Annotated in this window: 25 protein-coding genes and 4 tRNA genes; 19 read left to right on the top strand and 10 right to left on the bottom strand. The window is 64.8% G+C overall.

Annotated features, from left to right (window positions below):
* The 4 genes from tuf to KDG50_13265 form a co-directional block, all read right to left on the bottom strand.
* The coding region (gene tuf / locus KDG50_13280) for an elongation factor Tu (protein MCB1866384.1) at positions 1-128 on the bottom strand (128 nt) is incomplete at its 3' end.
* Positions 129-241: 113 nt separating this feature from the next.
* Positions 242-317, bottom strand: a tRNA-Thr gene (locus tag KDG50_13275).
* A 132-nt stretch (positions 318-449) separates the two neighbouring features.
* Positions 450-523 (bottom strand) — tRNA-Gly (locus tag KDG50_13270).
* 94 nt (positions 524-617) lie between these two features.
* Positions 618-702: transfer RNA gene (locus KDG50_13265), tRNA-Tyr, on the bottom strand.
* A 245-nt stretch (positions 703-947) separates the two neighbouring features.
* Between KDG50_13265 and KDG50_13260 the strand changes: the two genes are divergently transcribed.
* From KDG50_13260 to KDG50_13245, 4 genes are all read left to right on the top strand, one after another.
* The gene (locus KDG50_13260) at positions 948-2,291 is read left to right on the top strand and encodes a UDP-glucose/GDP-mannose dehydrogenase family protein (GenBank protein MCB1866383.1); all 1,344 of its coding nucleotides are present in this window, start codon (positions 948-950) and stop codon (positions 2,289-2,291) included.
* 207 nt (positions 2,292-2,498) lie between these two features.
* The gene (locus KDG50_13255; protein ID MCB1866382.1) at positions 2,499-3,458 is read left to right on the top strand and encodes an outer membrane lipoprotein-sorting protein; all 960 of its coding nucleotides are present in this window, start codon (positions 2,499-2,501) and stop codon (positions 3,456-3,458) included.
* A gap of 96 nt (positions 3,459-3,554) precedes the next feature.
* Positions 3,555-5,723, top strand: a complete 2,169-nt coding sequence (locus KDG50_13250) for an RNA polymerase-associated protein rapA (GenBank protein MCB1866381.1) — start codon at positions 3,555-3,557, stop codon at positions 5,721-5,723.
* 282 nt (positions 5,724-6,005) lie between these two features.
* A complete protein-coding gene (locus KDG50_13245; GenBank protein ID MCB1866380.1) occupies positions 6,006-8,792 on the top strand; it encodes an MMPL family transporter in 2,787 nt (928 codons plus the stop codon).
* A 76-nt stretch (positions 8,793-8,868) separates the two neighbouring features.
* Here KDG50_13245 and pth read toward each other — a convergent pair whose 3' ends face one another.
* The 6 genes from pth to KDG50_13215 form a co-directional block, all read right to left on the bottom strand.
* On the bottom strand, positions 8,869-9,447 hold the full coding sequence (gene pth, locus KDG50_13240; GenBank protein MCB1866379.1) for an aminoacyl-tRNA hydrolase: 579 nt from the start codon (positions 9,445-9,447) through the stop codon (positions 8,869-8,871).
* Between the two features lie 63 nt (positions 9,448-9,510).
* Positions 9,511-10,164 (bottom strand): 50S ribosomal protein L25/general stress protein Ctc, encoded by a 654-nt coding sequence (locus KDG50_13235; protein MCB1866378.1) that lies wholly within the window; start codon positions 10,162-10,164, stop codon positions 9,511-9,513.
* A gap of 102 nt (positions 10,165-10,266) precedes the next feature.
* Positions 10,267-11,205 carry a ribose-phosphate diphosphokinase gene (locus KDG50_13230; GenBank protein ID MCB1866377.1) on the bottom strand — a complete coding sequence of 313 codons (939 nt, stop codon included), beginning with the start codon at positions 11,203-11,205 and terminating at the stop codon, positions 10,267-10,269.
* Between the two features lie 299 nt (positions 11,206-11,504).
* A tRNA-Gln gene (locus KDG50_13225) sits at positions 11,505-11,579 on the bottom strand.
* Between the two features lie 25 nt (positions 11,580-11,604).
* Complete coding sequence (gene ispE, locus KDG50_13220; GenBank protein MCB1866376.1) at positions 11,605-12,468, bottom strand: 4-(cytidine 5'-diphospho)-2-C-methyl-D-erythritol kinase; 864 nt, start codon at positions 12,466-12,468, stop codon at positions 11,605-11,607.
* A gap of 22 nt (positions 12,469-12,490) precedes the next feature.
* Positions 12,491-14,221, bottom strand: coding sequence for a tetratricopeptide repeat protein (locus KDG50_13215; protein ID MCB1866375.1), 1,731 nt, complete (start codon positions 14,219-14,221; stop codon positions 12,491-12,493).
* Positions 14,222-14,479: 258 nt separating this feature from the next.
* On the opposite strand from KDG50_13215, the gene KDG50_13210 reads away from it, so the two are divergent.
* The 15 genes from KDG50_13210 (at position 14,480) to KDG50_13140 (ending at position 26,538) form a co-directional block, all read left to right on the top strand.
* The gene (locus KDG50_13210) at positions 14,480-15,742 is read left to right on the top strand and encodes a glutamyl-tRNA reductase (GenBank protein ID MCB1866374.1); all 1,263 of its coding nucleotides are present in this window, start codon (positions 14,480-14,482) and stop codon (positions 15,740-15,742) included.
* Between the two features lie 3 nt (positions 15,743-15,745).
* A complete protein-coding gene (gene prfA / locus KDG50_13205; protein MCB1866373.1) occupies positions 15,746-16,828 on the top strand; it encodes a peptide chain release factor 1 in 1,083 nt (360 codons plus the stop codon).
* 172 nt (positions 16,829-17,000) lie between these two features.
* Positions 17,001-17,972 carry a calcium/sodium antiporter gene (locus tag KDG50_13200; GenBank protein MCB1866372.1) on the top strand — a complete coding sequence of 324 codons (972 nt, stop codon included), beginning with the start codon at positions 17,001-17,003 and terminating at the stop codon, positions 17,970-17,972.
* Complete coding sequence (locus KDG50_13195; GenBank protein ID MCB1866371.1) at positions 17,969-18,970, top strand: KpsF/GutQ family sugar-phosphate isomerase; 1,002 nt, start codon at positions 17,969-17,971, stop codon at positions 18,968-18,970. Before KDG50_13200 ends, KDG50_13195 begins: the two co-directional genes overlap by 4 nt.
* A 5-nt stretch (positions 18,971-18,975) precedes the next feature.
* Positions 18,976-19,497, top strand: coding sequence for a 3-deoxy-manno-octulosonate-8-phosphatase KdsC (kdsC, locus tag KDG50_13190; protein ID MCB1866370.1), 522 nt, complete (start codon positions 18,976-18,978; stop codon positions 19,495-19,497).
* 38 nt (positions 19,498-19,535) lie between these two features.
* Entirely contained in the window at positions 19,536-20,093 is a 558-nt protein-coding gene (gene lptC / locus KDG50_13185) for an LPS export ABC transporter periplasmic protein LptC (GenBank protein ID MCB1866369.1), read from the top strand.
* The gene (gene lptA, locus KDG50_13180) at positions 20,080-20,601 is read left to right on the top strand and encodes a lipopolysaccharide transport periplasmic protein LptA (protein ID MCB1866368.1); all 522 of its coding nucleotides are present in this window, start codon (positions 20,080-20,082) and stop codon (positions 20,599-20,601) included. The genes lptC and lptA overlap by 14 nt, the downstream gene beginning before the upstream one ends.
* A gap of 11 nt (positions 20,602-20,612) precedes the next feature.
* A complete protein-coding gene (gene lptB / locus KDG50_13175) occupies positions 20,613-21,338 on the top strand; it encodes an LPS export ABC transporter ATP-binding protein (GenBank protein MCB1866367.1) in 726 nt (241 codons plus the stop codon).
* A gap of 206 nt (positions 21,339-21,544) precedes the next feature.
* A complete protein-coding gene (locus KDG50_13170) occupies positions 21,545-23,032 on the top strand; it encodes an RNA polymerase factor sigma-54 (protein ID MCB1866366.1) in 1,488 nt (495 codons plus the stop codon).
* Between the two features lie 211 nt (positions 23,033-23,243).
* Positions 23,244-23,570 carry a ribosome-associated translation inhibitor RaiA gene (gene raiA, locus KDG50_13165; protein MCB1866365.1) on the top strand — a complete coding sequence of 109 codons (327 nt, stop codon included), beginning with the start codon at positions 23,244-23,246 and terminating at the stop codon, positions 23,568-23,570.
* Positions 23,571-23,603: 33 nt separating this feature from the next.
* Entirely contained in the window at positions 23,604-24,074 is a 471-nt protein-coding gene (locus KDG50_13160; protein ID MCB1866364.1) for a PTS sugar transporter subunit IIA, read from the top strand.
* Positions 24,047-25,003: an HPr(Ser) kinase/phosphatase gene (hprK, locus tag KDG50_13155; GenBank protein ID MCB1866363.1), complete on the top strand. Its 957-nt coding sequence runs from the start codon at positions 24,047-24,049 to the stop codon at positions 25,001-25,003. Before KDG50_13160 ends, hprK begins: the two co-directional genes overlap by 28 nt.
* A gap of 14 nt (positions 25,004-25,017) precedes the next feature.
* On the top strand, positions 25,018-25,872 hold the full coding sequence (rapZ, locus tag KDG50_13150; GenBank protein ID MCB1866362.1) for an RNase adapter RapZ: 855 nt from the start codon (positions 25,018-25,020) through the stop codon (positions 25,870-25,872).
* Entirely contained in the window at positions 25,869-26,258 is a 390-nt protein-coding gene (locus KDG50_13145) for a PTS fructose transporter subunit IIA (protein ID MCB1866361.1), read from the top strand. The genes rapZ and KDG50_13145 overlap by 4 nt, the downstream gene beginning before the upstream one ends.
* The gene (locus KDG50_13140) at positions 26,248-26,538 is read left to right on the top strand and encodes an HPr family phosphocarrier protein (GenBank protein ID MCB1866360.1); all 291 of its coding nucleotides are present in this window, start codon (positions 26,248-26,250) and stop codon (positions 26,536-26,538) included. The genes KDG50_13145 and KDG50_13140 overlap by 11 nt, the downstream gene beginning before the upstream one ends.
* Positions 26,539-26,751 lie beyond the last annotated feature (213 nt).

The raw sequence follows: 26,751 nt of genomic DNA, 5'->3' as shown, positions 1-26,751 counted from the left end.
TCACCACCAAACTTCTTCGACTGGTGCGTGGTGATCGCCGCGGTCAACGTCGTCTTGCCATGGTCCACGTGACCAATCGTCCCGACATTCACATGCGGCTTCGTGCGCTCGAACTTCGCCTTGGACATCGTCTTGATTCCGTCTCTTGTCTGATGAAATTCAGGTTTTGCTTGCTCTTGCTTTCTCAGCTTGGAAGGCTGACTGTTCCGGCCTGGCGCCGATCAGCGCCCGGGCCACGATCTGGAGCCCATAACCGGATTTGAACCGGTGACCTCTTCCTTACCAAGGAAGTGCTCTACCGACTGAGCTATATGGGCCTAAATCATAATGTTGCAGGTACCCTGCGCTCCTCGGGGTTTCGCCCCGGCTCTGTCGCCCAGCCAGTCACCAGTTCCAGCCCCGCGTCCGGGCGGGCAGGCGCCGGTCCAGAACCACCACCTCACGTGAAATGGAGCGGGCGATGGGAATCGAACCCACACCATCAGCTTGGAAGGCTGAGGTTCTACCATTGAACTACGCCCGCATCGTTCCCGGCCGGGTCTCCAGCCGGCGCGGGGCTCATCGCTCCGCAGGCCATGCCAGACCGCCCGTGTCCTGGACCGAATCACCCTGGACTTTGGTGGAGGGGGGAGGATTCGAACCTCCGAAGGCGGAGCCAGCAGATTTACAGTCTGCCCCCTTTGACCGCTCGGGAACCCCTCCGAAAAATAGCCGGTCATTCTCCGAAAGTTTGCGCGGAGTGTCAATATCGAATACCGCGATCCAGCGCGGATCGCGAATCAGCAGAATGTCCGACGGACCCCGTCCGGAGCCAGCCCATCGGCGGCCGACGGGGTCATCAGAACAGCATCCTGGGCTGCTAGAATCGCGCGCTACCTCGGGCCGCGCCACGGTGCGGCCCGCCGCATTCACCGCGGCCGCGCGCCGCTTCGCAACAGCGATCAGCCATGAAGATCAGCGTATTCGGGGTCGGCTACGTGGGCCTCGTCACCGGGGCCTGTCTGGCCCGGGTCGGCAACCAGGTTCTGTGCATGGATGTGAACCCCGAGCGCATCGACGCGCTGAACCGCGGAGAAATTCCGATCCACGAGCCGGGCCTGGACGAAATCGTGCACGACGCCCAGCGCGCCGGTCGGCTCCGATTCACGCTGGATCCGCAGCTGGCCGTCGAACACGGCCAGGTTCAGATGATTGCGGTCGGCACGCCGCCCGACGAGGACGGTTCGGCGGATCTGCGCCACGTGCTGGCCGTTGCGCGGGAAATCGGCTCGCGCCTGCCAGCCGGGGCCTCGCCGACAGTCGTGGTCAAGTCCACCGTCCCGGTCGGGACCTGCGACCGCGTGGAGGCCGTACTCGCTGATCAGCTCGCCGCGCGCGGACTCAAGTCCACGCCGGCGGTCGTTTCCAATCCCGAGTTCCTCAAGGAAGGCGCGGCCGTCGAGGATTTCATGCGCCCGGACCGCATCATCGTGGGCACCGACGACGAACGCGCCGCGACCGGGATGCGCAGCCTGTACGCGCCGTTCAACCGCAATCACGACCGGCTGATCATCATGCAGCGGCGCTCGGCCGAGCTCACCAAGTACGCTGCCAACGCGATGCTCGCCACCAAGATCAGCTTCATGAACGAGATGGCCGGGATCGCCGAGCGGCTTGGCGCCGACATCGAGGCCGTGCGTCGCGGGATCGGGGCCGATCCGCGAATCGGCTACCACTTCATCTATCCCGGGATCGGCTACGGCGGCTCGTGTTTTCCCAAGGACGTGCGCGCACTGCGCCGGACCGCAGCCGAGGCCGGCATCGAAGCCGCTCTGCTCGATGCCGTCGAGACCGTCAACAACCAGCAGAAACAGCTGCTTGGCGAGCGCATTCTGGGGTATTTCGATGGCGATCTTTCGCGGCGCACCATCGCGCTTTGGGGGCTGGCGTTCAAGCCCAACACCGACGATCTCCGCGAAGCACCGGCGCTGGTTTTGCTCGAATCCCTGCTCGAAGCCGGCGCCACGGTGCGGGCCTACGACCCGGTCGCGGCCGATAACGCAAGGCTGCAATTGCGCGATCAGGACCGGATCGAGTTCGCCGCCAGCGCTCTGGACGCCGTCCGCGACGCGGACGCGCTGGCCATCGCGACGGAATGGACCGAGTTCCGCTCGCTCGACTTTGACCTGCTCGCACGCAGCATGCGCGGGCGCGTGATCTTCGACGGCCGCAATCTCTACGAACCGGCCGAGGTCGCCGCCGCCGGATTTGACTACCACAGCATCGGGCGCGCACCGGCATCACGAGGCTGAACGCGCTCACCGTGTTTTTACGGCAGCGTTGCAGGTGCAACGTCGGGCGCCAAGGTGACCGAGCCTTGCGTGGGCTCCAGAAATTGACATTATTAATAGTGTGCGTTAGCTTTTATGAGATTGCCGAAGAAGGCCTATAAAAGGCCCACTGTCGTGCACGGTTGCCCACCTGGCCCCCATATCAAGAAGCTGGAGGAGACAAAGCCCATGTCCAAAGCGCCCGCCCTGCGCCGCTCGATCGTTGCAAGCGCCGTTTTCGGTTTTCCGCTGCTCGTATCGGCGGCCGTCACGCCGGACCTGCCGTACCCGAGCGGCACCCCCAGCGCCGACGAAATCGCCAACCAGGTCTACTTCGTCAACCATTTCTACGCCCTGAAGAACTACTCCATACAAAAGGTCGACGACGACATTACCGTCATCCTGACCGGCGACAAGGGCGAGACCCCGCTGACGCTGACCGTCGAACGTTTTCTCAATAACGACTACTCCGACGGCACCACCCGCGCGAAGGATCTGGCGATCTTCCGCTCCGGCAAGTTGCGGGGCACGGGCATGCTGATCGAGGACTATGTCGACGACGAAAAGTCGCAGTCCTACATGATCTGGCTGCCGGCCCTGCGCAAGATTCGCCGCTTTGGCCAGCCGGCCCACGACGACGCCTGGGGCGGCACGGATTTCACGTTCGGCGACGTGACCCTGCGCAAGCCGCGTCACGAGAATCACACGCTTCTCGGCACCGAGACCTTCAACGACTGCCTCGGTTTCATGCAGATCGCAGAGGGCGACCGCAACAAGTACACCAAGGACGTCCCGACCAGCGGCTCCTGCGAGGCGAAAGGCAAGCAGGTCTACAAGCTCAAGAGCTGCACCAAGTTCGAAAGCTGGTGGTACGACTGCCGCATCGGCTACATCGACACCAAGAGTTTTTCGGACTACCGAACCGAATATTTCAAGGGCGACAAGAAGATCAAAACCATTGATCGCGACTGGCGTAGCCTGAACATGTCCGATCCGCGCGCCAACACCTGGGCCTACTGGTACGGCCGCAATGAAGACACCGGGCACGAGACCTGGGCCGTCATCCCGAAGAGTGTCGTACGCACGAACGACGCCAGTCTGGAAGCAGACCTCTGGACGGAATCCACGCTGCGTCGAATCAAGAAGTAACGCTGAGGTCGGGTGCAGCACACGAGTGGCTGCGCCCACATCCGAACAACGATCAATGAAACCAATGCCCAACTCCACTGCTGGGGAGCAATTGAAATGAATAAATTCAGCCTGATCGCCGGGGCAATCGCATCCGCGCTGGCCGTGTCCCAGGCCTCTGCATTCGACATCCCCGACGTCGGCGGAATCGAAATCAGCGGCGTGTTGAAAAACGAAACCGCCGTGTTCACGCGCGATGGCCAGTTCAACGGCGAGGCGCGCTTCTACGGCGACGACGACTCGCACCACAGCCATTTCGGCAAGTTCGAGAACTCGCTCAAGCTGTTCCTGAACGGCGCACTCGGCGAGAACGCCACCTGGCACGGCGAGATCAACGCCATCTATGATTCCGAGGGCGTCAACAACAAGTGGAAAGGCCACGAGGTGCACTCGCAGCAGGACTGGATACGCGAACTCTACGCGGATATCAACATCGCGAACTGGTATGTCCGCGCCGGGCTTGCACAACGCGTCTGGGGCACCGCCGACGGCATCAAGCTGCTCGACATCGTCAACGGCACGGATTATCGCGAATTCGTGCAGAACGCGTTCGAGGACTCGCGCATCCCGACCGCCATGATCGCCGCGGAATCCAACATCGGGCCCGGCAACATCGAGTTCATCGCCTCACGCCGCCAGGAAAACCTGATCCCGGGCCTGAACAGCTCCGGCGACCCCGGCCATCCGTTCCTGTTCAAGGGCGTGGATTCCATCACCGGCTCGGTCAATGGCTTCCTGAACATCGTGCCCAGACTCGGCGCGACTGCTCAGGCGTTCAATCTGTTCGCTGCCGGCTTCACCTTCAACCCGGATCCGATGAACCCGTTCTTCGGTTCCACGCCGAATCTGGAAGGTGTCAGCGGCAGCAACTTCACGGTGCAGAACTTCATCGACGGTCAGACTCCGTTCTGCGTAGGTGGTGTGCCAGGGCTCCCGGGCCTCGGCACCAGCTGCCCGACCATGCTCAATGCGATCGCGCAGACGGAAGCCACGCTGAACATCTCGCCGGATCCGATGATGCCGTTTTTCGTGCCGCTGGGCGGCAACAACGGCGTAACGAATCTGGTGACGGATGTCTATGACGCGTGGGATCCGAACAACCCGTTCGAGTACATGTCGCAGGCCTCGTTCACGACCTTTGACACCTTCAACGGCGCCACCAGTGAGTATCGTCGCAACTACCCGACGCACGAAAACCCGGATGTCGGTTTTCGCTGGCGTCAGTCGACCGACAGCGGTCTGAACTTCTCGGTCAATTACTTCTACCACTACGACCACAACCCGTCGGTGGGCATCCACTGGGAAGACCCTGTCACCGGTCAGGAACTCACGCCGTTCCTGACCCAGGCACCCGGATTTGACTTCAGCAACATCATCATGCACCCGATGTTCGGCCCGGTGCCGGCCCCGACCGGCGAGACCGTCACCACGGTGCGCCTGTGCAAGAACGGCGACACCACGGGCTGCGAGGCCAACCCCGATCCGATCGGCAACCCCGAGGTATACAACTCCAGCGCCGCAACGGGCTTCATCCCGGGCGTGATGCCGGATGCCCCGGCGAAGCTCGTGTTCGAGGAAACCGTGCACCGCGTACATAGCCTCGGCGGGTCGTTCGACTTTGCGTTTGATGCCGGAACGATTCCGGTCGTCGTCCGCGGCGAGGTCCTCTACGACAAGGACGTGCGCGTACCCGTGGTCGACCGCAGCCAACTTGGCATCGGCAACATCACCGAGGGTCTCAAACCGGAGAAGGCGGACTTCTTCAAATACGTGCTCGGTGTGGACATCACGGTTCTGACCAACCTCCTGGTCAGCACACAATTCATCCAGTTCATCAACCTGGACTTCGAGGATTCGGACAAAGACAGCATCACGGGCGCCGACTGCTCGACCACGCCGAACCCGGTGAACTGCGGTCGCTACACCGCCGACCCGGCGTTCCTGCATCTCGAGAACGGCCTCGCGAAGGGCCAGGAGTTCAAGAACTTCTTCTCGCTGTTCCTTTCGAAGCCGATCGGCGGCGAACAGCAGGGCCGCGTCAACAACATCCTGATTCTTGAGGATATTGGCGGTCGCTGGAACCGGCTGGACGTCGAGTGGGGCCTGACCGACAACATCATTCTCACCGGCGAGTGGAACCATTACTGGGGCGAAAGCAATTCGCTGTTCGGCCAGTTCCACAACAGCTCGAACGTGCAGGCGGGCGTGAAGGTCCTGCTCGACTAGCTTCATGTCCGTTGCCGCATCCGCGTGGTGTTCACGCGGATGCGGCGCTCTCCACCCTCTCAGCCGCTACGGCTGCTGAGGAATTGGTCTGAAAATAGCTCTGAGCAGTCCATCGTGGACCAGCAGAGCAGCCAAAACGAAAGATTCGGATCTTTCGTTTTTGCTGAGAACCGATGGCCCTGGCCATTGACGAACGAGGCGCCATGCCGCCCCGCGGAAAGCTCTGATGTAGACAGAGCTTTCCCACAACAATAAGCCCAAGCGTTTGCCCTGGAGTGTGCCATGAGTGAATCTTCCGCCAGCGGCGCCGCCGCTCCGGCGAGTCTGCCGGTCCGTTATGCCCGCTGGGCCATCCGCTTTCGCAAGCTCATCATCCTGCTCGTGGTACTGGTCACGCTTGCCGCGGCCACACAAGTGCCGAAGCTGGATATACGCAACGACCCGGACACCCTGCTTCCGCCGACTAATCGGTATGTGGCAACAAACCTCTATGCCGAGCATAACTACGGCATGGGCAATCTCATGGTGTTTGCGCTGCGGGTCAAGGACGGAGACATCTATCAGCCATGGCTGATCAACATGCTCCAAGACTTGCACCGCAAACTTGAGGCACTGCCGACGTCGCGGCCCGAAAATTTCATCGACATCGCCGCGCAGAAAATCAAGTACATGAGCGCCGATGAAAACGGGCTCGTGTTCAAACGACTGATCCCCACGGCGGGCATCGACACCGAAAACCCCGAAAAGGCCGCCGAGCAGTTGGCGTTTCTGCGCGAGGGAATCGAATCAAACCCCGTCATGGCACCGATGCTGGTGTCGTACATGCGCCCGGACGGCACCCGTTGTCAGTTCCTGGAATACGACAACTTCGACACCTCGGACAACGATCCGAATTGTACGGCCAAGGCCGCGTACGTCATCGCTGATTACACCGATGACGTCAAGCAGATTTATCTACCGTGGGTGGACGAAGTCCACGCCCTCGCGCAGGAGTACGCCAAAGACCCGCGCGTGGAAGTTCGGGTGGCTGGCGAACCGTACTTCCTCGCCTGGATGCTGCGTGATCTCGTAAACAAGTGGTGGTTGTTCGCGATTTCGGTGGGCATTGTCATCGCGGTGCTGTGGTTCGAGTTCCGCAACCTGAAAGCGGCGATTTTCCCGCTGCTTGGCGTGGGTGCAACGATCACGATGACACTGGGCCTGATGGGCTTCACCCAGTTCAAGCTGACCACCATGATGGTACTGACGCCTATGCTTCTGCTCGCGATCGGCATCGGCCACTCGGTGCAGATCACCCGTCGTGCATTCGTCGAGATGGACAAGAATCCGGATTGCGAATGTGCTGATATGGCCGAGACCGCCGTCAGCCAGACCATCGTGCCTGCAACCCTGTCGATCGTAACCGACATGGCCGGATTCGCGACGCTGGCCCTTGTCGACATCTCGTTCTACAAGGACTATGCGTATTTCGGCATGTTCGGCATGGCGACCCTGCTGATCACGACAACCACCCTGATCCCGCTGTTGCTGATGACCTTCCCGTTCAAAAAGCGCGAACTCAGCACCTCGCACGGTTGGGAACAGGCGGTCGGTGGATTCCTGGCGAAACTGACCACCGGTCCGGGAAAGATCCTGCCGCTCGCATTCGTGGCGGTTGTGATTGGGCTTTCGGTCTACTACACGAAGATCTATCAGGCTACTTCGGACAATCTGATGCCCGGAGTCGAACGCGGCATCAACTACGCCCGCGCGGCGTTCAAGGAGTCCTCCGAGACGATTCAGGATCTGCTTCAGCTGAACCGGATCATGCCGGGCGTCATCTCGGTGTCGATTCCGATTCGCGGTCGCGAGAAGACGTTTGATATCTGTTCCGACCAGCCCTTCCCCGAATCCCTCTATGACATCGAGAACCGGGCTGAACGTCTGGCGCAGTGCGAAAAGTACAAGGCCGAACTCCAGTGCTGGGATCCGGATCCATGCGGCGCACAGGGCGTTTTCAACGATGCTGACGTACTCGGTGACGTTGAAAAACTCGAGAATTGGATGCGGGCTCACCCGTACATCGGGTTCACCGGCTCGTATGCCCAGTACATCCGGCTCGTCAACATGCTGCTTGCCGCCGAACCTGGCGAAAAGCCGCAGCTCAGGGATCTTGCAATCCCGACGCTGGAACACCTGAGAAAGCTCAATCCGGACGACGACCGCAGCCCGGATGGCATCACCGAGCTTTACAACGGCCTGCTCGAGGCGATGACCAGCCCCGGCGACATGGATTCCTTTGTCGCCAAGAACTGGAACGAAGGCGCGGTGATGGGTTTCATCAACACGATGGACCCGGTGCAAACCCACCAGGTCACGATGGACATCCAGCAGTACATCGAAGACCACAAGAACGACCCTGGCTTTTCGAAGGTGCACTTCGGTCTGCGCTCCGGACCCGCCGACGACCTGTCCGGCGACACGAACGAACTGTCCGTCGACGGTCCGAACTATGTCCGACCCGCCGTGGGCGGATTCCTCGGCGCCACCGAGGCAACGCGAGAGGTTGCGGAACAGGAATGGCTGCGCAGTCCGCTGCAAACAGCGCTTGCTGTGTTCATCATCTCGGCCCTGATGTTCCGTTCGTTCTCGGTCGCCATCATCCTCATCAGCCTGCTGTTCGTCACCCTGTTCGCGCAATATGGGTTGGGAGGGTACTTTACGTCCGTTGAGAACTGGTCCGGCAACTTGGCGTTTCACCTGCTGGTAACGCTCAGCATCTCAATGGGGCTGGGCGTCGACTACAGCATCTACATGGTGTCGCGGCTACGCGAAGAGATGATCGCCACCGGCAACGACTGGGACAAATCGTTACAGAACACGCTCAATACAACCGGTTCAGCCGTGCTCGTTTCGGTCGTCGTGCTGCTCGGCAGCTTCATACCGCTAGTGTCAACAAGCCTCGCCAACACTTGGGGACTTGGCGTATTTATCGGTGAAGCCCTGATCATTGACGTGGTAACGGCGCTCGCGATCCTGCCGTTGCTCGTTCGCTGGATCAAACCGGCCTACGTGTTCAAGGCGACCTAGGAAAATCCCGGGCTCCGGCGATCCATCGGAGCCCCCGACTTCCGGCCCGGCACAGGGATGTGCGGGCCCCGCCCGGTCATTCCGACCGACGGTGCAGCCGGTTCATCACGGCATCAATCTCCCCGTGAACCAGCGTCTCTACTTCGTCGAGCACAGCGTCGATCGCCTGATCAATCGCCGCACGATCTTCACGTGAGGCCGGCTTCAGCACGTGATCAACGACGGCATCCCGGTGACCTGGATGGCCAATGCCGAGCCGAACGCGCACAAATTCGGCACTTCCGAGCGCCGGGATGATGTCGCGCAGACCGTTGTGCCCGCCATGCCCGCCGCCACGTTTCACACGCACCGTGCCTGCGGGCAGGTCGAGATCGTCATGCGCGACGATGATTTCGTCCGCGGGGATTTTGTAGAACCGGGCAGTCGCCGCCACGCTGCGGCCACTTTGATTGACGTAGGTCTGTGGTTCGAGAATGCGCAGCCGTCGGCCGCCAATGACGGCCTCGGCAATCAGACCATGGAAGCGGGCATCCGCGCGAAGCACGGCGCCGTAGCGGCGCGCGATCTGATCTGCCAGCCAAAACCCGGCGTTATGCCGGGTTTCCGTGTAGCGATTGCCCGGATTGCCCAAGCCAACGATGAGGCTGATCGGCATCCCGGTTACTCAAGGTGAAAAAAAGACCGCGCGGCTTTTCTGCCGCGCGGTCGCGTCTGCGGATCAGTCCTCACCCTTGGCGGGTTCGGCCGCACCCTCGGCGCCCTCGGCCGGAGCCTCGTCATCACCAAGGTCGGTCAGATGTGTCGCGTGCACGCTCGCGACCACCAAATCGGCGTCCTCGCCATGGGCCATCGCGAGAATCTCCACGCCTGCCGGAATCTTCAGGTCAGACAGATGCACGACATCGCCAAGGTTCGCCTGCGAGAGGTCCACCTCGATGTACTCGGGCAGATCCTTCGCCATGCAGGAGACCTCGACATCGATCATGTTGTGCGAGATCTGCCCGCCCGCCTTGACGCCCGGCGCCACATCCTCGCCAAGGAAGTGCAACGGAACATGCATGCGCAGCACCTGCGAGCCACTGGCACGCTGAAAGTCGGCGTGCATCAGGAACGGCTTGGAGGGATGGCGCTGCAGATCCTTCAGCACGGCCTTGTGCACCTTGCCGTCGAGCTTCAGCGACAGAATGTGCGAATAGAAGGCCTCGTTTTCCAGATGATGTGCGAACGTATTGTGCTCGGTCATCAGGTTCAGCGGTGCTTCGTCACCGCCATATAGGATGACCGGAACCATACCCGCGCTACGCAGGCGGCGGCTCGCACCCTTCCCCACGTCTTTGCGCAGTTCAACTTCAACTTCGAATGTCTCTTTCATAACCTCACCTTCAAAGGTGTCTTGAGCGTTACAACCACATCACCCCGCGACCAGGGCGATGCACCCTTCGGGCTCGCAGCCCGCTGTGACCACGCAGTCCGATCAGTCCACGAACAGTGAACTGACCGACTCGTTGTCATACACCCGTCGCATCGTCTCGCCGAGCAGCTCGGCAATCGACAGCTGACGAATCCGATCAATTTCACGCGCCGCATCGCTCAACGGAATCGTGTCGGTGACCACGAGTTCATCGAGCGCAGATGCGCGTATGTTGGCCAGCGCCGGGCCGGACAGCACCGGGTGCGTGCAGTACGCCGCAACCCGCGTTGCGCCATGCTCCTTGAGCGCGGCAGCGGCCTGGCACAGGGTGCCGGCCGTATCCACGAGGTCATCGACCAGCACGCAGCTGCGGCCCTCGACATCGCCGATGATGTTCATGACCTTCGCCTCGTTCGGGCGCGGCCGTCGCTTGTCGATGATCGCCAGATCCGCGCCATCGAGCCGTTTGGCCAGCGCCCGCGCGCGCACCACGCCGCCGACGTCCGGCGATACGACCATCAGATCAGGGTATTTCTGCCGATATACATCACCAAGCAATATCGGCGAGGCATAAACGTTGTCGACCGGCACGTCGAAAAAGCCCTGAATCTGGTCGGCGTGCAGATCCACGGTCAGCACCCGGTCCACGCCAGCCACTCCGATCATCTTCGCGACCAGCTTCGCCGTGATCGGCACCCGGGCCGAACGCGGACGACGGTCCTGGCGCGCATAGCCGAGATACGGAATCACCGCTGTCACGCGACCCGCCGACGAGCGCACCAGCGCATCGACCATCACGAGCATCTCCATCAGGTGCTCGTTGGTCGGGGCACAGGTCGACTGCACGACGAACACGTCGCGGCCGCGGACGTTTTCCTCGATCTCGACCTGGATCTCACCGTCGCTGAAGCGCCCGACATACGCGCGACCAAGCGACAGGTTTAGATACGCAGTCACGGCCTCGGCGAGTGGTCGGTTTGAATTTCCCGCGAATACGATCATGCTCGGTCTCGATCCAGTACGAACAAATCAGCACCACTCGCGACGCTGGGTTCCCCAACCACGCCCCTGCCCTGCGCCCTGCGGGCCGCGCTGCGCGCGTTCAAAATCGCTCCCGGCGATTTTGTCGAACCTGCCAGGTTCTCATCCTCGCGCCGTCAATCTGGCGCCATAAATGGCTGGGGCGCCAGGATTACTCCGGGCTGTCCCTGCCCTGCGCCCTGCGGGCCGCGCTGCGCGCGTTCAAAATCGCTCCCGGCGATTTTGTCGAACCTGCCAGGTTCTCATCCTGGCGCCATAAATGGCTGGGGCGCCAGGATTCGAACCTGGGAATGACGGGATCAAAACCCGTTGCCTTACCACTTGGCGACGCCCCAAACGTCTGGTGCGCTCTGGCGCGACTTATGCCTGATCCAGCCTCGACAGGGTCGCCGAGCGATCGGCGCCCCGCGCAACGAAAGCCGAAACCGGTAGCGGGCACCGGGCCAGCAGCGCGGTGCCCGCCGCATACGACGGACAGGGTGCGTAAACGCTCGATCCCGAGCCCGTAAGCCCACCGTCGGCCGTTTCCGTCGCCAGCCAGTCCAGCAGCACGGAAACCTCGGGGGCCATCCGGCGCACGACGGACTCCAGACCGTTCTCTGGACCAGCGCGAAGAAAGTCGCGCATTTTCAGTGGTTTGGCGTCACGTGTCAATTGCGGATCGGCGAACACCGCGCCGGTCGACACCGCAACGGCCGGGGTAAATACGGCGAACCAGCGCGCCGCAAGGCGGACCGGCCGGAGCTGTTCGCCGACCCCCTCGGCAAACGCGCTGCACCCGCGCACGAACACCGGCACATCGGCGCCGAGTCCGAGTCCGATCTGCGCGAGTTCGTCAATTTCGAGCCCGAGGTTCCAGAGCCGGTTCAGCGCAAGCAGAACCGTCGCGGCGTTCGAGCTCCCGCCACCGAGGCCGCCGCCAAGCGGGATGCGCTTGACCCGCCCGATGCGCACGCCGGTCGCCACGCCCGCGTGACTGGCAAGCCGGCGCGCGGCACGAACGCAGAGGTCATCGATCGCAGAGACGCCGGCCAGGGTCGGTTCAACGCTGATCGCCCCGGACTCGGCAGGCCAAAACCGCAGGCTGTCACCGAAATCGAGCAGCTGAAAGACGGTCTGGAGAAGGTGGTAGCCATCGGACCGGCGGCCGACGACGCGCAGCCCGAGATTGAGTTTCGCGGGTGCGGGCCAGACCGACGGGTCGTCCCAGTCCGACGGGCGCATCGGCGGGTCGATACGGCGCGGATCAGCGCGCGTGACGATCGATCACGCGCAGCAGGATCTCGCTGTCGGGCTCGACCGACAGGGCCTCGTTCCAGACAGTGCGCGCCCGATCACGTGCGCCGGTCGCCCACAGCACCTCACCCAGGTGTGCCGCAATCTCGCTGTCCTGCAACAACGCGTGCGCGCGCGAGATGTATTCGAGCGCGACATCCAGTCGTCCGAGGCGATACTGCACCCAGCCCATGGAGTCGAGGATCGCCGCATTGTTCGGTTCGAGTTCGAGCGCCTTGCGGATGTAACCCTCGGCCTCGCCGAGCCGGTCGGTCCGATCCGCCAGCGTGTAGCCCAGGGCGTTGAGCGCATCGACGTGCGTCGGCTCGCGCGCAAGCAGGGTGCGCAGATCACGTTCGAGCAGGTCCACGCGGTCGATTCTGACCGCGTACAGCGCACGCGCATACAGCAGGTCGTTGCTGTCGGGCTTCGCCTCGACCGCCCGGTCCAGCACCGCATAGCCTTCGAGCTTCGCGCCCGCACTGAAGTGGGCGTCGCTCTCCGCGACGGCAATGCGGGCGATTTCCGCAGCGCGCGTTTCGCGCAGTATCCCGAAGATCGAACGTGCGGCATCGAGCCTGCCGAGACGCGCCTCGATGCCGGCGGACAACAGCCGCGCCTCGAAGCCAAGCTCACCGCTCTGCACGTTGTTGTAGAGCGCCAGCGCCTTCTCCCACTGCTGGCGTGATTCCGCGATGCGACCCAGGTAGTAGTCGGCATCCTCGCCACGGGTCCGATTGTTGCGCAGCGACTCAAACAGCGGTTCGGCGTCCTCATACCGGCGCAGCTGATAGCCAATCACCGCAAGCCCGTAGACGAGATCCGGCTGACCGGGCTGCAGCCGGTTGAGATTCTGGAACTGATCGAAGGCCTCGGGCAGACGTCCGGCCTTGACCAGTGCCTGCGCATAGCTGACGAGAACGACCCGATCCTCCGGTGCACTGGCCGCCGCGCGGGCGAAGGCAGCCACGGCGTCATCGGTGCGCTCTGCCGCCAGCAGCGCGCTGCCGAGCACGACCGCGGCGCGCGTCATCGTCGGGTCCAGCGTCAGCGCGCGCTCGGCCTCGGCAATCGCATCGGCATGCTCGCGCGCCGCCAGCGCGACGACCGCCACCGCCTGATGGGCGTTTGCGCTGTCCGGGCCCGAACCGGCGATTTCGCGCATGAGCGCCACGGCCTGGGGCGAGGCTGATTCCTTCGCCAGCAACGCGGCGATCTGCAACAAACGCTCCTCGCGCTTGGCGGCATCGCCCTGCTCCAAGAACCGCAGGAAATGCTCACGTGCCTGTTCAGGCAACCCCGCGCGCAACGACAGCAGGCCCGCCAGTGACTGCGCCTCGCCGTCAGCCGGCGCCAGCGTCACCCACAGCCGCGTCGCCTCCAGCGCTGCTTCGGAATCGTCGCGAAACAGTGCGACGCGCGCGGCGTGCCGGGCCAGTTCCGCGGAGCGCGCGATACGCGCGGCGTACAGGTAATGCTCGCCCGCCTGGGCGAGATCGCCACGCTGCGCCGAGAGCTCGGCGATCAGCACGGCTTCGACGATGTCCGGCGTAAGCCCCGTGGGTTCGGGCGCCGTCGCGGTGCCCGCGTCCTGCGATTCGCCCTGCGGACCGGCTCCCTGAGTTGCGCACCCGCCAGCGAACAGGACGGCGATCAGCGCGGGAACCGCGAACCAGCGCGACGACTGCATCGATTGACTCATGTCCGCAAATATACCCCGAAATTCGACCCTGCCGTGCCGGCCGACACGTGGCCGGCGGCAGGCCCGCACGTCTGCGTCGACCGCGTGGCGAACGGACGGTTCCCGGCCCGCCCCCGTGACTCGCGCACTGAGACCGGTCGCACCCGCCCAAGGAAAACCGACGCGAGTCCGCACGGCGCTATAATTTCGGGTCGACCGAATTGCACCAGCGCCGGTGGCGCCGGCCCATACCAGTTGTCTTTCACCGAGCAGTACCGGATGTCGATTCTGACCGTCGGCCTGAACCATGCGACCGCGCCGGTGCAGCTGCGCGAGCAGGTCAGCATTCCGAACGAGCGCATCCCGGTCGTGCTCAGCGAACTGCGCGCCGTCGGCGGTGTACACGAATCGGCCGTGCTGTCGACCTGCAACCGGACCGAGCTGTACTGCGCCGGCGACGGCCTCGACGCGGCCCGCGTGGTCACGCGCTGGAGCGAGATCTCGGCGATTCCGCGCGATCGTCTGCAGCCGTCGCTCTACGAATTGTGGGATCGCGATGCCGTGCAGCATCTGCTGCGGGTCGCCAGCGGCCTGGATTCCATGGTGCTCGGCGAGCCGCAGATCCTCGGCCAGATCAAGCTCGCCTATCAGAACGCGCGCGAATCCGGCAACGTGGGCCGACTGCTCGAACGCCTGTTCCAGCACACCTTCGCGGTCGCCAAGCAGGTCCGTACCGACACCGGTATCGGCGTGAACTCACTGTCGGTCGCGGCGGCCGCCGTACAGCTGGCCAAGCGCATCTTCGCCGACCTCGCCGACCATTCGGTGCTGTTGATCGGCGCTGGTGACACCATCGAAACCGCGGCGCGTCACCTGTATGACTGCGGCGCACGCAAGCTCACCGTCGCGAACCGCACCGTCGCGCGCGCGGAATCGCTGGCGACACGCTTCCGCGGCAAACCCATTTCACTGACCGACATCCCCGCGCATCTCGCCGGCGCGGACATCATCATTTCGTCGACCGCCAGCCCGCTGCCGATCCTTGGCAAGGGTGCGATCGAACGCGCGCTGACCGCGCGCAAGCACCGGCCCATGTTCATCGTCGACCTCGCCGTGCCGCGCGACGTCGAACCCGAGGTCGCGAACCTCGACGACGTATACCTCTACAGCGTCGATGACCTGCAGGCCGTCGTTGCCGACAACCTGCAGTCGCGCCAGGACGCGGCACGCCAGGCCGACGCCGTCATCATCGGGCACGTCGAGGCGTTCACCGAATGGCAGCGTTCGCTGGAAGCAGTCAGTCCGATCACGGAGCTGCGCGATCGCGCGGCCGAGGTCGGCGCCGAATTGACTGAACAGGCCCTGCGCCAGCTTGCGGCCGGCGGCGATCCGGCCAAGGTCGTGCGCCGGCTTGCGCACCGGCTTTCCAACCGGCTGCTGCACCAGCCGACCGTGGCACTGCGACGCGCTGCCGCCGACGGTGATGTCGAGGCACTGCGCGCCGCACGTCGGGTCCTGGGACTCGACAGCAAAGAAAACTAACCCGTGGACCCCGCCATCGAACGGCGGCTCGAGCAACTGCTCGAGCGGCACGAGGAACTGTCGGCCCTGCTCGCCGAGCCGGACACCGCCGCCGCGCCCGATCGCCTGCGCGACCTGAGCCGCGAATACGCCAGACTCGACCCGCTCGCGCGCACCTGGCAGGAATTCGCCGCAAACGACAGACGCCTGCGCGCTGCCCGCGAGATGGTCGACGACAGCGACCCCGAGCTGCGCGCGCTGGCCCGCGACGAGGTCGAGCGCGAGACCGAGGCCCGCGCATCGCTCGAAGAACAGCTCGAGGCCCTGCTCGTACCCGAAGACCCGGAAGACGCCCAGCCCGCCTGGCTCGAAATCCGCGCCGGCACCGGCGGCGCCGAGGCCGGACTGTTCGCCGCCGACCTGCTGCGCATGTATCTGCGCTATGCCGAGCGCCGCGGCTGGCAGGCCGAGATCACCTCCGGCAGCCCCGGCGAACTCGGCGGTTACAAGGAAGTCATCGCGCGCATCGAGGGCGACGGCGTCTACGGCCGACTGAAGTTCGAATCGGGCGCGCATCGCGTCCAGCGCGTGCCCGAGACGGAATCGCAGGGCCGCATTCATACCTCGGCCTGCACGGTCGCCGTACTGCCCGAGATCGACGAGATCGAGGCGATCGATCTGGACGCCCGCGATCTGCGCATCGACACCTACCGTGCATCCGGCGCCGGCGGGCAGCACGTGAACAAGACCGACTCGGCCGTGCGCATCACGCACCTGCCGAGCGGCATCGTCGTGGAGTGTCAGGACGAGCGCTCGCAGCACAAGAACCGCTCGCGGGCGATGTCCCTGCTGAAGGCGCGCCTGCTCGACTCCGCGCGCAGCGCCCAGCGCGACGAGCGCGACGCCACGCGCCGCACGCTGGTCGGCTCCGGCGACCGCTCCGAGCGCATCCGCACCTACAACTTTCCGCAGGGCAGGCTCACCGACCACCGCATCAATCTGACGCTGTACCGGCTCGAAGAGATTCTCGAAGGCGATCTGGATCCGGTGCTCGATCCACTGGCGCGGCACGACCACGCCGAACGCCTCGCCGAGCTGCGCGGGTAGCCGGCTGTTGAATTTTTTCCCGCAACCGCCTGCTTGCGCGAGACAGGAAGGTCTCGCCCAAGATTCAAGCACGCGCGTGCCCGAATTTCGTAAGCAACCGAAAACCGCACCTTTCGGTCGCGACATTGAAAAGGCCCCGGATGGGTCTTTTTCAATCTTCTTTTAGGCCGCCATGCTGGTCAATGTACTGGTATTCCTCGCGGGACTCGCCGCGCTGGTGTTCGGAGCGGATCGCTTCATAGCGGGCGCCTCCAACCTGGCCCGGCACATGGGTGTCACGCCACTGCTGATCGGCATGACGGTGGTCGGGATCGGCACCTCTGCGCCCGAGCTGCTGGTTTCCACGCTCGCCGCGATCGACGGCAAGGCGGGCCTCGCCATCGGCAATGCCGTCGGCTCGAACATCGCGAACATCGGGCTGATCCTCGGCGCGACCGCGCTGATCCGGCCGCTGGGCGTGCGCTCGACGATCCTCATGCGGGAGTACCCCGTTTTGCTGATCACCACGGTGCTGACCGGCTGGCTCCTGTTCGACGGCAGCCTCGACCGGTTCGACGGCGCGGTCCTCATCACCGGCCTGGTCCTCGCAACGCTATGGCTGATCCGGCTGGCGCGGCTCGACGGCGGCGGCGACGCACTCGAGGCGGAGTTCAGTGCCGAACTGGGCGAACCGATCGCACTGGGACCAGCACTGGTGCATCTCGCAATCGGCCTCGCCCTGCTGCTGGGCGGTGCGCGCGCGATGGTCTGGGCGGCGGTCGGGATCGCGCAGTCGCTCGGGGTCTCCGATCTGGTCATCGGTTTGACCATCGTCGCCGTCGGCACCAGCCTGCCGGAACTCGCGGCCTCGGTCGTCAGCGCCCTGCGCGGCGAACATGACATTGCGATCGGCAACGTCATCGGGTCCAATATCTACAATCTGCTGGCCGTGCTGGCCGTGCCCGCCGTTCTGGCGCCGGGCGCCGTCAGCGCAGACGTGGTGTGGCGGGACTATCCCGTCATGCTCGCGTTCACCGTCGTGCTGTGGCTGGTCGCCCGCGCCTGGGGCGCGCGACCGGGCGGCATCAACCGGATCGAAGGGGTCGTCTTGCTCTTGTCTGTCATCGCCTATCAGGGGTTCTTGTTCTGGCAGGTGCCGGCATGAATGTACCCAAACGCGCCAGCCAGCCCGACGATACCGCGCGCCTGATCGAACTCGGGCTCGCCGTGATCCGCACGGAAGCCGGGGCCATCCGCGCCCTGGAAGCGCGCATCGACGCGGACTTCGCGCAGGCCTGTCGCATCCTGCTGGACTGCACGGGCCGTATCGTCGTGACGGGCATGGGCAAGTCCGGCCACATCGGCGGCAAGATCGCAGCGACGCTCGCGTCCACCGGCAGTCCGGCGTTCTTCGTGCATCCGGGCGAGGCCAGTCATGGCGACCTCGGCATGATCACGGCCCACGATGCAGTCCTGGCGCTGTCGAACTCCGGCGAAACCTCCGAGCTGGTCACGATCCTGCCGCTGATCCGGCGCCTCGGGGTGCCGCTGATCGCACTGACCGGCAACCGCCAGTCCACGCTCGCGCGCATGGCCGACGTGCATATCGATGTCTCGGTGGAGACCGAGGCCTGCCCGCTGAATCTCGCGCCGACCTCGTCTACGACCGCCGCGCTTGCGATGGGCGATGCGCTTGCCATCTCGCTGCTCGAGGCGCGCGGCTTCACCGCCGAGGACTTCGCGCGCTCGCATCCGGGCGGCGCACTGGGCCGGCGCCTGCTGCTGATGATCGACGACCTCATGCACACCGGCGAGCGGGTGCCGCGCGTCATGAAGGACGCGCCGCTGCCGGCCGCGCTGATGGAAATGACGAAGAAGGGCCTCGGCATGACCGCCGTCGTGGACGACGCGGGCCATGTCGTCGGCGTGTTTACCGACGGCGACCTGCGCCGCGTGCTGGATCGCGCGATCGACATCCACGCGACGACCATCGGCGCGGTCATGACGCATGGCGCGAAGTCGATCCACCCCGGCACGCTCGCGGCCGAGGCGCTGAAGATCATGGAAGAGCACAAGATCAACGGCCTGCTCGTACTCGATGACAACGAACAGCTGATCGGCGCCCTGAACATGCACGACCTGCTGCGCGCGGGCGTGGTCTGATCATCATGCGCGATATCATCGAACGCGCACGCGCGATCCGCATGGTGATCTTCGATGTCGACGGCGTGCTGACCGACGGCAGTCTGTTCCTCGGCGACGACGGCCAGGAATACAAGGCGTTCTATTCACGCGACGGACACGGCATGAAGATGCTGCAAGCCTCCGGCGTCAGCATCGGCGTGATCACCGGCCGCAGCTCCGAAGTCGTGCGCATCCGCATGCAGAGCCTGGGTGTCGAACACGTCTATCAGGGACGCCTGGACAAACTGCCGGCCTACAACGAGCTACGCGAACGCACGGGGTTTGCCGACCACGAGGTCGCCTATGTCGGCGACGACGTCATGGACCTGCCCGTGATGCGCGTCGTCGGGCTCGCGATCGCGGTCGGCGACGCGCACCCGCTCGTGCGCACGCACGCGCACTGGCTGGCGCCGTCGCCCGGCGGACGCGGTGCGGCACGCGACGTGTGCGAACTTATCATGGAAGCCCAGGGCACGCTCGATGCGGCGCTGGCGCATTACCTTTGACGTGGCCGCGGATGCGCCTTCAACCGCCCCGCCTTCGAGTGCCCGGCCTGCCGCTGATTCTTCTGGTACTGGCCGTCGCGGTGAGCGCGTGGCTCGCCGGCACCCTGCGTGATGACGACCGGCGCGCCACAAGCGACTCCAATCGCCCCGACTACATCGCCACGTCGCTCGACGCGATCACCATGGATCCCCAGGGCCGGCCCAAATACCGCCTGCAAGCCAGCACGCTTGCGCACTACCCCAGCGACAACAGCACCCGGCTGTTCCGGCCACGACTGCGCATCCACGACGAGCCGCGCCCGGCCTGGGACCTGCACGCAGAACGCGCATGGGTGTCGGCCGACGGCAACGAGGTGCTGCTCGACGAAAACGTGCGCCTGCGCAGGCCCGGCGCCACGGGCAGCGAACCGATGCGCGTAGACACCAGTCAACTGCGTGTGCAACCACGCAACCACTACGCCGAAACCGATCGCCATGTCACGCTGGCCAGCGGCTCGTCCACGCTCGAGGGCATGGGCATGAAAAGCTGGTTCGGCGAGGACGGTGTGCGACTGCAACTGCAAGCCGAGGTCAAGGGAAAACATGTCATCCAGTAATTCGATTCCAGCCGTGCTGCTGCTTCTTGCCGCGAGCCTCGTCACACCGCAGGCACAGGCCCGCGCCGACGACACGAAACAGCCGATCGAACTCGCCGCCGACAGCGCCGAGATCGACGACAAGACGAAAGTCAGCGTCTACCGCGGCAATGTCGTGCTCAAACAGGGTTCCATCCGCATCGAGGCCGATCGGCTGGAGGTGCACGGTGCGCGCGGCGAGACCGACCGCATCATCGCGACCGGCAACCCCGTGACCTTCTACCAGGAGCCCGACAAGGGCGTGCCATACCGCGGACGTGCGCAGCGCGCCGAGTTCGATCGCAACAGCGATATTCTGACGCTGATCGACCAGGCCGTGATCACGCAGGGCGACACGCGCATGGCGAGCGACCGCATTGCCTATGACCGCGGCAAGGCCACGCTGAAGGCCGGCGCAAGCGCGGAAGGCAAAAACCGCGTGCAGATCACGCTGCCGGCGCGCACCGCGGCAGACGCCACCAAGCCCTAAGCGACCGCGCGATGCCCATGCTCGAGGCCGCCGGCCTCGCGAAACGCTATGGCGGCCGTGTCATCGTCGACGATGTCGCGCTCGAGGTCGGTGCCGGCGAGGTCGTCGGCCTGCTCGGCCCGAACGGCGCCGGCAAGACCACCTGCTTCTACATCATCGTCGGACTGATCGGCGCCGACGCCGGCAGCGTGCGCCTCGACGGGGTCGACATCACCGATCTGCCGATGCACGCCCGCGCGCAACTGGGCCTTGGCTACCTGCCGCAGGAGGCCTCGGTGTTTCGCGGGCTGAGCGTCGCCGACAACGTGCGCGCCATCGTGCAGACGCGCCCGCGCCAGACCCGCGCGATGGTCGAGCGGCGCACCCTCTCGCTGCTCGAGCAGTTCAACATCGCGCATCTGGCCGAGCAGCGCGCGACGAGCCTGTCCGGTGGCGAGCGCCGCCGGCTGGAGATCGCCCGTGCCCTGGCCAGCGAGCCGCGGGTCATGCTGCTCGACGAGCCGTTTGCCGGCATCGACCCGATCGCCGTCGGCGACATCCGCGATCTGGTCCGGCACCTGACCGATCGCGGCATCGGCGTGCTGATCACCGATCACAACGTGCGCGAGACGCTGGGCATCTGCGAGCGGGCCTACATCATCTCGGGCGGCAGCGTGATCGCCAACGGCGAACCCCAGGCGATCCTCGCGGACCCGACCGTACGCAAGGTCTACCTCGGCGAGGCGTTCCGGATGTAATCTGCACAGCCACCCGGGAAATTCGGTACAACTTGCTGATTTATATATGGTTTTAATTTGAAAACCGGGGCAAGCGCGGTCCCGCGCCAGCGCCCGGCCCGGCGCGGAAACAATCGCAAACCGGGCAGGTTGCGCTAGTATTACAAGCACCCTTCGCGATCCCGCGCTGGCCATTTCGAGCGCCGTACGAGTCCATCTGGCCCTGCATGAAACAGTCGCTACAACTTCGCATCGGCCAGCAGCTGACGATCACCCCGCAGCTGCAACAGGCCATCCGCATGTTGCAGCTGTCGACGCTTGAACTGTCGACCGAAATCCAGCAGGTACTCGAAACCAACCCGATGCTGGAACTCGACGAATTCGAGTCCGGCGACGAGCCCGCGCACGATGAGCCGGACGGCCGGGACGGCCCGGACGAGGTCGAGTTCTCCGCCCCCGACGACGCCCCCACGGACGCGCGTGAGGAGATGCGCGAGGACATCCCGGACGAGCTGCCCGTCGACAGCGTCTGGGACGATGTCTACGAGGCATCGCTCGGCGGTCAGGGCGGCGAATCGGAACGTGCCGTCCCCGAGGATTATCTGGCGCGTTCGGCGGCGACCCAGACGCTGCACGACTACCTGTACTGGCAGCTCAACCTGGCACCGTTCAGTGCCCGCGACCGGGCCATCGCCCAAGCGCTGATCGATGGCATCAATGACGATGGCTACCTCGAGTCCCCGCTCGACGACATCGCGCTGTCCGTGGATGTCAGCGCGGACGACCCGATCGAACCCGATGAAGTCGCGGCCGTGCTCAAGCGCGTGCAGGCATTCGACCCGGCGGGTGTCGGTGCACGCGATCTGCGCGAGTGCCTGCTGCTGCAGCTTCGCCAGCTGTCACCAGAGACCCACAGTCTCGCACTGGCGCTGACGCTGGTCGAAGATCATCTCGACGAACTGCCGCGCCAGCGTGCGCAGACCATCGCCCAGCGACTCGGCGCGAGCGACGAGGAATTCGACCGTGCCATTGCACTGATTCGTGCACAGAACCCGCGCCCCGGCAGCACGTTTGCCGCTGCATCCATCGAGTACATCGTGCCGGACGTCATCGTGCGTCGCTCCGAACACGGCTGGCGCGTCGAGCTCAACAACGAGACGATGCCGAAGCTTCGCATCAACCGCTTCTACCAGGGTCTGGTGCGCCGCAACGGCAACGCCGACGACGCCTCCTACCTGCGCGACCGCCTGCAGGAGGCACGCTGGTTTCTGAAAAGCCTTGCCAGTCGCAACGAGACACTGCTGCGCGTGGCCTCGGCCATCGTCGAGCACCAGCGCGAGTTCCTCGAACGCGGCGACGAGGCCATGCGACCGCTGGTGCTGCGCGAGATTGCCGACTCGCTGAGCCTGCACGAATCCACCGTTTCGCGCGTGACGATGCGCAAGTACATGCATACGCCGCGCGGCGTCTATGAGCTCAAGTATTTCTTTTCGAGTCACGTCACCTCGGAAAACGGCGAGACCCATTCGGCCACCGCCGTGCGCGCGCTGATTCGTCAACTCGTGTCGGAAGAGCCGCCGGCCAAACCGTTGAGCGACAATCGCATCGCCGTCTTGTTGTCCAACCGTGGCGTTGAGGTCGCGCGTCGCACCGTTGCCAAGTATCGCGAGGCCATGGCCATACCACCGTCGAATGAACGCAAGCGACTTGCCTGAGGAAGCCCTGATCGATCCGTCGCGGATTGCCAGGGCGGCAACACTTCCCTGTGCTGCGGGCAACCCTGACTCGCCCAGAGTTGCCCCCGGCTTTGCATCGCGCGAGCCGTCGCATCGTCCGCCCCGGACCGAACGATGGCCCGGGCACGGCTGTTTCGATCGAGTCCAATCCCTGTCAGCATCCATGCTGACGTTATCCAGGAGTACATCCATGCAGATTTCAGTCTCCGGCCATCATGTCGACGTCACCGATGCGCTGCGCAGCTATGTGCTGAGCAAGTTTGAACGCATCGAGCGTCACTTCGATCGCACGACGGACACTCATGTCATCCTGTCCGTCGAAAAGCTCGATCAGAAGGCCGAAGCCACTGTGCATGTGCAGGGCGCGAACGTGTTTGCCGACGCGGTGCACACCGACATGTACGCCGCCATCGACGGACTCGTGGACAAGCTCGACCGGCAGATCAAGAAACTCAAGGAAAAACGCTCGGCGCATCACAACGAGCATTCGATCCGCCGCGCGGAACCCCAGGTCTGACGCCAACCCGGGAGCCGCTCCAGAGACCAGAACATGGCAGATCCTGCACAACTGCTCGCGCCTTCGCGCATCGAATGTGGAGCGGCGCAATCGAGTCGCAAACGCGTACTCGAACGACTCGGCGAACTGCTGGATGTCGAAGCCGACGAGGCCGCCGCCAGTGCCTACGAGTGCCTGCTGAGCCGTGAACGGCTCGGCAGCACCGGCATCGGACACGGCGTGGCGATTCCGCACGGGCGCTCGACCAGTCTGACCGAGGCGCGCGCCGCACTGCTCACACTCAGCGAGGGCGTCGACTACGACGCGATCGACGGCCAGCCCGTCGATGTGTTCTACGCACTGCTGGTGCCCGCCGACGCCGCCGAGGCACATCTGGAGACCCTGGCCACGCTCGCGCAGATGTTCTCCGACGACCGTTTCACCAAGGCCCTGCGCGAGGCACCGGACGCCACCGCCGCCGAGCGACTGTTCATGGAATGGTCACCGTACCGACAGTCGGCCTGAGCGGCGAATACCGGGTGGCCGACCTCGTCGAGGCGGCCACCATCGACGCGCCACTGGCGCTGACCGGTAACGCCTCACAGGCCGCCGTGCCGCTGTTTGCGGCGCGTCAGGATGTGACCGATGGCGTATTGCTCAGCGGCCTCTACGACGGGGTGCATGGCTATCGCGTGGCGGTGCTGGGTCGCGAGGAATTGCGCCGGGTGGGTGAGTCGCTTTCCCGGAACGACGAGGCATGGCTGCCGACCGGCACCCGCGCGCTGGTGCTGGGCGATCACCTCGAACCACAGCCCGCACTGCGCAAGGCCGTCGCGGCGCGCAGGATCGCACTGTTGCGCTCCCCGCTGCCCGCGGTCGCCCTGGTGCGTCGCCTGCAAACCGTGCTGCTTCGCGCGCTGCATGGCCGCGTCACCGTGCACGGTGTGTTCATGGAGGTCACGGGCACGGGCGTACTGCTGACCGGGCCGCCCGCCATCGGCAAGAGCGAACTCGCACTCGAACTGCTCAACCGCGGTCATCGCCTGATTGCCGACGACGCGCCCGAGTTCGAACTCGAGGACGACCAGGTCGTACGCGGGTTCTGCCCGCCGCTGCTGCGCGATTTCCTCGAGGTGCGTGGACTCGGGCTACTGAACGTTCGCGCGATGTTCGGGGACACGGCCCTGAAGCCCAGCAAGAACCTGCGTCTGGTGCTGGACCTGCGCCCGCTCGCCGAATACATCGCCGACGACGGTGACCGGCTGCGCGGCGCACGCACGGCGCGTACCATCCTCGGCGTGGACCTGCCGCAGATCACCCTGCCCGTCGCACCGGGACGCAACCTGGCCGTGCTGGTGGAGGCGGCCGTGCGCAATCATCTGCTGGAACGCAGCGGTTACGACGCGGCCGGCGACTTCATCGCCCGCCAGTCCGCGGCCATAGAGAACACCTAGAGCCGTTTCCCGCCATGCGGCTCGTCATCGTCAGTGGCCAGTCCGGCGCCGGCAAGAGTGTCGCCCTCGCGGCGCTCGAGGACGGCGGCTATTACTGCATCGACAACCTGCCGGTCGCGCTGCTCGAGACCACGGCGCGACACCTGAGCGAGTCCGACGGACTGACCGAACGCCGGGCCGCGATCGCCATCGACGCCCGCAATCCGCACCAGAGCCTGGCGCAGGTGCCCGATGCAATCCGCCACCTGCGCGAGGCCGGCGTGGACACGCGCATCGTGTTCCTGCAGGCCGAGACTTCGACCCTGCTCACAAGGTTTTCCGAGACGCGCCGCCGCCACCCGCTCTCGCGCAGCGAGATGTCGCTGGCCGAGGCGATCCGTCGCGAGGCCCTGCTGCTGGAGCCGTTCTCGACGAACGCGGACCTGCGCATCGACACCACCCGCATGCATGTGCACGCGCTGCGTGAGCTGATCCAGTCACGGCTCGTCGAGCACGACTCGGGCCTGTCGCTGCTGTTGCAGTCGTTCGGCTTCAAGCACGGCTGCCCGCAGGACTCGGACTTCGTGTTCGACGTGCGCTGCCTGCCGAATCCGCACTGGCACCCCGAACTGCGCGCGCTGACCGGCCGCGATGCCGCCGTCGGCGCGTTTCTGGAGGCCGACCCCGAGGTCGAACGCATGTTCGGCGACATCAGCGGTTTTCTGGATCGCTGGCTGCCGTGCATGCGCTCCGACGCCCGCAGCTACCTGACGATTTCGCTCGGCTGCACCGGCGGTCAGCATCGCTCGGTGTACATGATCGAGCGCCTTGCCGCATACTTCCGCGATCACTCGGTACCGGTCCTGGTTCGTCACCGCGAACTCCTATGAGCGTTGCTCTGATCGTCGTCACCCACGGCGGCATTGGCCGTGAGCTGGTCGAGGCTGCGCGTGTCATCATGGGCGACCTGCCGCTGCCGACCGCGATGATCGGCGTCGGCCAGGACTCGACCCTGAACGACGCGACCGACTCGATCCGCGCCGAGATCGAGCGCCTCGAATCCGACGCCGGCACGCTGGTCCTGTGCGACCTGATCGGCGCGACCCCCTGCAACGCCGCCTGCCATGCCGTGACCGGGCGCCATGCCCGCGTGATCGCCGGCCTGAACCTGCCGATGCTGCTGCGCGCGTACAACTACCCTTCCGCGCCACTGGAGACCCTCGCCGCACGCTGCAGCGACAGCGCGGTGGCGCCCATCGCGGGCCATGGCTGCTGAAGGCGCGGCGCCGGTCGCCGCCGAATTCGAGATCATCAACCGGCTGGGCCTGCATGCGCGCGCCGCCGCGAAGCTGGTGCGCCTGGCCATGAAGTTCGAAGCCACGATCGAGATCACCCGCAACGGCCGGCGCGTGAACGCCAAGAGCATCATGGGTGTGATGATGCTGGCGGCCAGCTGCGGCGGCACCGTGGAGGTATCCGCCGACGGCCACGATGCCGACTCGGCCCTGGACGCCATCGGCCTTCTGATCGACGAACGCTTCGGCGAAGCCGCCTGATCGGTCCGCGCATGGCGAGGGCATAAAGCCCACGATTCAGGCATCGCCAAAGCGGTTTCCACGCGCGTAGCGCTCTGAAGACCTGCTGATAACAATCCTCCGGGCCGCTACCAACCGGCCGCAAATCGCCCATCGGGGCCAGGGCGATCTTGCTACACTGCGCGCCACGTCGCGCTACCCCGCCAACCTCCCTCGCCACGGTCGCGGCCGCGC

The sequence above is a fragment of the Chromatiales bacterium genome (assembly GCA_020445605.1).
Taxonomy (GTDB): Bacteria; Pseudomonadota; Gammaproteobacteria; order JAGRGH01; family JAGRGH01; genus JAGRGH01.
This window is presented reverse-complemented; position numbering and strand designations above follow the sequence as displayed.

What these genes read in the sequence shown, in the direction of transcription:
- KDG50_13260 (MCB1866383.1), top strand. Translation starts at nt 948, where the DNA reads ATGAAGATCAGCGTATTCGGGGTCGGCTACGTGGGCCTCGTCACCGGG.
- KDG50_13255 (MCB1866382.1), top strand. Translation starts at nt 2,499, where the DNA reads ATGTCCAAAGCGCCCGCCCTGCGCCGCTCGATCGTTGCAAGCGCCGTT.
- KDG50_13250 (MCB1866381.1), top strand. Translation starts at nt 3,555, where the DNA reads ATGAATAAATTCAGCCTGATCGCCGGGGCAATCGCATCCGCGCTGGCC.
- KDG50_13245 (MCB1866380.1), top strand. Translation starts at nt 6,006, where the DNA reads ATGAGTGAATCTTCCGCCAGCGGCGCCGCCGCTCCGGCGAGTCTGCCG.
- pth (MCB1866379.1), bottom strand. Translation starts at nt 9,447, where the DNA reads ATGCCGATCAGCCTCATCGTTGGCTTGGGCAATCCGGGCAATCGCTAC.
- KDG50_13235 (MCB1866378.1), bottom strand. Translation starts at nt 10,164, where the DNA reads ATGAAAGAGACATTCGAAGTTGAAGTTGAACTGCGCAAAGACGTGGGG.
- KDG50_13230 (MCB1866377.1), bottom strand. Translation starts at nt 11,205, where the DNA reads ATGATCGTATTCGCGGGAAATTCAAACCGACCACTCGCCGAGGCCGTG.
- ispE (MCB1866376.1), bottom strand. Translation starts at nt 12,468, where the DNA reads ATGCGCCCGTCGGACTGGGACGACCCGTCGGTCTGGCCCGCACCCGCG.
- KDG50_13215 (MCB1866375.1), bottom strand. Translation starts at nt 14,221, where the DNA reads ATGAGTCAATCGATGCAGTCGTCGCGCTGGTTCGCGGTTCCCGCGCTG.
- KDG50_13210 (MCB1866374.1), top strand. Translation starts at nt 14,480, where the DNA reads ATGTCGATTCTGACCGTCGGCCTGAACCATGCGACCGCGCCGGTGCAG.
- KDG50_13200 (MCB1866372.1), top strand. Translation starts at nt 17,001, where the DNA reads ATGCTGGTCAATGTACTGGTATTCCTCGCGGGACTCGCCGCGCTGGTG.
- KDG50_13195 (MCB1866371.1), top strand. Translation starts at nt 17,969, where the DNA reads ATGAATGTACCCAAACGCGCCAGCCAGCCCGACGATACCGCGCGCCTG.
- kdsC (MCB1866370.1), top strand. Translation starts at nt 18,976, where the DNA reads ATGCGCGATATCATCGAACGCGCACGCGCGATCCGCATGGTGATCTTC.
- lptA (MCB1866368.1), top strand. Translation starts at nt 20,080, where the DNA reads ATGTCATCCAGTAATTCGATTCCAGCCGTGCTGCTGCTTCTTGCCGCG.
- lptB (MCB1866367.1), top strand. Translation starts at nt 20,613, where the DNA reads ATGCCCATGCTCGAGGCCGCCGGCCTCGCGAAACGCTATGGCGGCCGT.
- KDG50_13170 (MCB1866366.1), top strand. Translation starts at nt 21,545, where the DNA reads ATGAAACAGTCGCTACAACTTCGCATCGGCCAGCAGCTGACGATCACC.
- raiA (MCB1866365.1), top strand. Translation starts at nt 23,244, where the DNA reads ATGCAGATTTCAGTCTCCGGCCATCATGTCGACGTCACCGATGCGCTG.
- KDG50_13160 (MCB1866364.1), top strand. Translation starts at nt 23,604, where the DNA reads ATGGCAGATCCTGCACAACTGCTCGCGCCTTCGCGCATCGAATGTGGA.
- hprK (MCB1866363.1), top strand. Translation starts at nt 24,047, where the DNA reads ATGGTCACCGTACCGACAGTCGGCCTGAGCGGCGAATACCGGGTGGCC.
- rapZ (MCB1866362.1), top strand. Translation starts at nt 25,018, where the DNA reads ATGCGGCTCGTCATCGTCAGTGGCCAGTCCGGCGCCGGCAAGAGTGTC.
- KDG50_13145 (MCB1866361.1), top strand. Translation starts at nt 25,869, where the DNA reads ATGAGCGTTGCTCTGATCGTCGTCACCCACGGCGGCATTGGCCGTGAG.
- KDG50_13140 (MCB1866360.1), top strand. Translation starts at nt 26,248, where the DNA reads ATGGCTGCTGAAGGCGCGGCGCCGGTCGCCGCCGAATTCGAGATCATC.